Origin of the sequence: Gordonia sputi NBRC 100414 (genome assembly GCF_000248055.1) — a bacterium.
Classification (GTDB): domain Bacteria; phylum Actinomycetota; class Actinomycetes; order Mycobacteriales; family Mycobacteriaceae; genus Gordonia; species Gordonia sputi.
On sequence record NZ_BAFC01000011.1, the window covers coordinates 1 to 2,770 of the forward strand.

Annotated in this window: 4 protein-coding genes; 1 reads left to right on the forward strand and 3 read right to left on the reverse strand. The window is 59.7% G+C overall.

The window, feature by feature from the left end; genetic code table 11:
* Window positions 1-504: 504 nt before the first annotated feature.
* The gene (locus GOSPT_RS01835; RefSeq protein ID WP_005202298.1) at window positions 505-1,254 is read right to left on the reverse strand and encodes a hypothetical protein; all 750 of its coding nucleotides are present in this window, start codon (window positions 1,252-1,254) and stop codon (window positions 505-507) included.
* Between the two features lie 121 nt (window positions 1,255-1,375).
* On the opposite strand from GOSPT_RS01835, the gene GOSPT_RS01840 reads away from it, so the two are divergent.
* Window positions 1,376-1,600: a hypothetical protein gene (locus GOSPT_RS01840; protein ID WP_141630776.1), complete on the forward strand. Its 225-nt coding sequence runs from the start codon at window positions 1,376-1,378 to the stop codon at window positions 1,598-1,600.
* 343 nt (window positions 1,601-1,943) lie between these two features.
* On the opposite strand, the gene GOSPT_RS23510 is transcribed toward GOSPT_RS01840, so the two are convergent.
* On the reverse strand, window positions 1,944-2,138 hold the full coding sequence (locus tag GOSPT_RS23510) for a hypothetical protein (protein WP_141630777.1): 195 nt from the start codon (window positions 2,136-2,138) through the stop codon (window positions 1,944-1,946).
* A 96-nt stretch (window positions 2,139-2,234) separates the two neighbouring features.
* On the reverse strand, window positions 2,235-2,770 hold a 536-nt coding region (locus tag GOSPT_RS01850; RefSeq protein ID WP_005202305.1), incomplete at its 5' end, for a DUF6308 family protein.

Genomic DNA, 2,770 nt, shown 5'->3' on the forward strand with positions numbered 1-2,770 from the left:
TTTCGGCTGGCAGGATTGTCCGGTCTCACCTTGAGCGGCTTCGGCCACATCGTCGACCTCGCCGCCCGCGTCATCGGGCCGGAGTTGCTCGCCCTAGCGGTATTGGCTATCTGCAACCGCACTAAACGCTGACACGTTGGTTGCGTTGACTTCGTGGCGCCCCGGCGGCGTCTACTTTGGTCCGTGCAAATCGAATGCTTGTGGTGGGCTGAGTGTCTCACCGCGCATCCACTCGTAGATGACGGAACCGACACGGCCAACCTCATCGGTTGCGGTAGCCTCAGCGCGAGTGCGGGCGATGAAGTGGCCGTCGACGGATGGGTGTTCTCGGCGGTGACACCTCGAGATGCGAAGTGGTGCAACGCGCCGACGCGCGGGCTGAAACAGTTTCCTCTTGTGGTCGACATACTCGCCCGCACTCGGTGACCGGAAGAGTATTCCACGTAGACGCCAACATCATTTGTCGCGGCGTGGTTACCGAACTGGCCTGGAACGGCAAGAGATTCAATTCTCCTGGCGCAATGGCATCGCGGCAGAAATTGGCGACGATACAGGATTGTCTCCGAATACACTTATGTAGTCCGCTCGGAAGGGGTTTTTATCCATTACTGAGGTGGGCAACGCCCGTTCTGCGCCAGTTGCCGCTTGCAACTGTCTCGATATGAGGAACACAGCGTACGTGCCGATGGCGAAGGCGTAGCGCGTGTAGAGACGGCTGTCCATGATCACCCTCTCGCCCACGGTGTGCCCGAGATGTGATGCACGCTCCACAAACTCTGCGTCCGCAACGCCACGATTGTGCGCCCAGATGTTGCGGGTCTGATTTGCGCTCTTTAGGGCCGTGAGCAGGCCTTCTGGGATCTCCCCATCGCGCTGAAGCGGCCTCAACACCTTTTCAAATTTTATCGGTGCCTTTTCACGGCGAGTTTTTCGTATCAGCCGCGCATACTCAGATTCTGCATCCGATACCGCAGGGTCTGCGCGGAGCACGCCGATACAGTAGTCGTCAAACGATGCCTCAAATGCCCCCCACGTCGCGATAAGCAGAAGCCCATGCAGGACATGCTGCTGGTCAGACGTATGGCGCTGAGCGCGCTGGTTCACCCCGATCGAGCGTCCGAAGTTGTGGAGCTTGTTCGCTAGCTTGATGCCCTTAGTCGCGGAGTCGGCAAAGTCAACAGTTTCGCTAACGAAATCGGCGAATCCCAGCATCGCCATCGAAGCTGGATCGACGTTCGCGGTGGTATCAACCATGAGTCATTAGAGTAGCCCACTAAGTCCTGGGCCAATGAAATCCTCAGTCCTGCAGAACAGTAATCGCCGGCGACGACGTGCTGGTCAGCAATCGCGGGCACAGGGTTCGCGCGGTGGCGCATTGACCGACGTGTCATCGCGACGTCCGACGGTGACGGCTCGTGAGGTGTCAACCACGTACTGGGCGTTGCGGAAAGCGCTCGAGGACAGCAAAGATGGGCCCGGCGCCGCCAACTTCTACTACGGCGAAATGGAAATGCGGCGCCTAGCCGCAGCACGGTGGTCGGGAGAGCCCGCGTTGTTGGCAGCTTACTGGCTGACTTCCGGTTACGGGCTGCAGGTGTAGCGGGCGCTAGCGACATTGATGGTGGTGGTCGCAGTCGCAGGATTGTGCTTCACCGTTGATGCGTGGGCAGTCGCAACGACCACCGTCATCCCGACAAACGTGGATCTTCGAACTGGTGACATCATCTCGGCCGCACCACAACCCCACGGCTTGACCCTCCCTCGGGCGTGGCTGTTCTCCGCGCAGGGATCTGTCACACTCTCCGTCCCGCAGGACTGCCAAATGTCACTCTGAGCGGCTTAGGCCACATCGCCGACCTCGCCTTCCGCGTCGACGTCGTGTCGCCGCGACCGACGTCTACTTTGGTCCGTGCAAATCGAATGCTTCTGGTGGGGTAAGTATTTCACCGCATCCAGTCGTAGATGACGGAATCGACACGGCCGACCTCATCGGTTGCGCTGGCATCAGCGCGAGTGCTGACAATGAAGTAGCCGTCGACGGGTGTGGTGTTCTCAGCGGTGACACCTCGAGCCGCGAAGTGGCCCAACGCGCCGACGCGCGGGCTGGAAGCCCTTCCTTCGGGCAAGGAAACTGCCACATCGCGATGGAATCTGCGTATGACATAGCCTGGAAAACTGCGGCCACTGCGGGTGCTTACTGACACACTCCGATGGAACCTACAGAGTCTTCATCGCTACTTTCCGTCTTCAACTGAAGGTCGCGCAGACAGCTCGCCACGCTCGGGATCAAGAAGAGTCCTACCGCTGCCCCACATCCAGGCAAGGATGTCGAACACTCTGATCGCGCTGATGTCGTCACCAATCTCGGCGTCGTCGCGGATTTCGATCAGACGAGCATGGAGTCGACGGTCGTCGGCGGTCAGCGCAGCTCGGAGGTTTCGATAGAAGTTGTGCCGCCGGGGGTTGTGACCCACAGCTCGTTTCACGACCGAGTCGATGACGGGTAGCAGGTGAGGCCGCTTGCGCGCCAACAGCTTGCTGGTCTTTGTGGTGCCGACGCCGCGGTTATCGCGCAGCAATGTCCAGAGTTTCTCTGCAGTGCTTAGTAATTCGTCGTCGGCGTCGACGAGTTCGACATCAGTGGGCAGCAGACGCAACTGCTCACCGACGCTCGCTGCGTAGGACGAATCGTTATCGCCTGTGATCCGCAACGCCGCCTGACCGGGGATATCGACGCTGAGCAGGGTGACCGCAACCAAGTCGTCGCTAG